Below are 1,155 nucleotides of genomic sequence, written 5' to 3'. Positions count from 1 at the left end.
GGTCGGCTCATCGCAGCGGCCGGAACGCCTGCAGCTCGTACGGCACGGAACCGGTGACGACGGCGTCGGCGAGCAGCCGGCCGGTGAGCGGGCCGAGGACGACGCCCCACATGCCGTGCCCGCCGGCGGCGAAGATCCGTGGTGAGGAGGTCGGGCCGACCACGGGCAGCCCGTCCGGCGTGCACGGGCGGGACCCGACCCATTCGTCGCGCCGGTCGTCGAGGTCCACTCCCTGCAGGAAGGGCCGCGTGGCGTTCACGATGGCCTGGACGCGGCGCTGGTCGAGAGGCTCGTCCGGGTCACGGAACTCCATCATCCCGGCGATCCGCAGCCGCTCGCCCAGCGGGGTGCACGCCAGCCGCTGCACCGGCAGGTAGATCGGGCCGTCGGGCAGGTCTTGCGCCGGCACGGTGAAGCTGTAGCCGCGGCCGGCCTGGACCGGGACGCGGACCCCGAACGGGTAGGCCAACTCGGGCAGCCACGCCCCGGTGGCGATGACGGCGACGTCGTAGCGGAGGTTGCCCTTGCGGCACTGCACGGAGACGTGTCCACCGTCGTCGTGCAGGCCCAGGACCCGGAGGTTCTCCGTGATGACGGCCCCTCGGGCCCGGACCGCGTCGGCGAGGGCGGCGAGGTAGCGCGGAGGGTCGATGAAGCGCTGGTCGTGCAGCCGCACCGCCGCCGTGACGTGGTCGGTGAGGACCGGGGCGAGATCGCGTGCCTGGTCGCCGGTGAGGACGTCGTAGCCGACCTTCTGGCCGAGCCGTTCCAGCTCGGTGAGCTCCTCGAGCAGCGACGCCCGTTCGCCGTCGTGGGCGAAGCACACCAGGAACGGGTCGGCGGGCCGGGTCGGGGCCTCGACGCCGCCGGCGGCGAGCTCGTCGAAGGCGTCGAGGGCCTGCCGGTTGACGCCGCGGTAGGCGACCATCCCGCGCCGCCACCGGCGGGTGGTGCAGTGGCGGGCGAAGCCGGTGAGGAAGCGCCACAGGCTCGCCTCGAGACTGATCGGGACATACACCGGGGAGGCCGGGTCGAGCGCGGCCCGCAGCCCGTAGCGCAGCACGGCCGGCTCCGGCAGCGGCGTGGTCAGGGCGGGCGTGAGCCACCCGGCGTTGCCCCACGAGGACCCGGCGGCGACCCGGCGGCGCTCGAAGA

General features: G+C 74.5%; 1 protein-coding gene. It reads right to left on the bottom strand.

Going from position 1 to position 1,155, the window contains the following annotated elements; genetic code table 11:
* Positions 1-7: 7 nt before the first annotated feature.
* The coding region (locus LWC33_RS34655; protein ID WP_233308937.1) for an NAD(P)/FAD-dependent oxidoreductase at positions 8-1,155 on the bottom strand (1,148 nt) is incomplete at its 5' end.

It is taken from the genome of Pseudonocardia terrae (genome assembly GCF_021343995.1).
Lineage (GTDB): Bacteria > Actinomycetota > Actinomycetes > Mycobacteriales > Pseudonocardiaceae > Pseudonocardia > Pseudonocardia terrae.
Note: the sequence above shows the minus strand (reverse complement) of the source record. Positions and strands in the feature narration are given on the sequence as shown.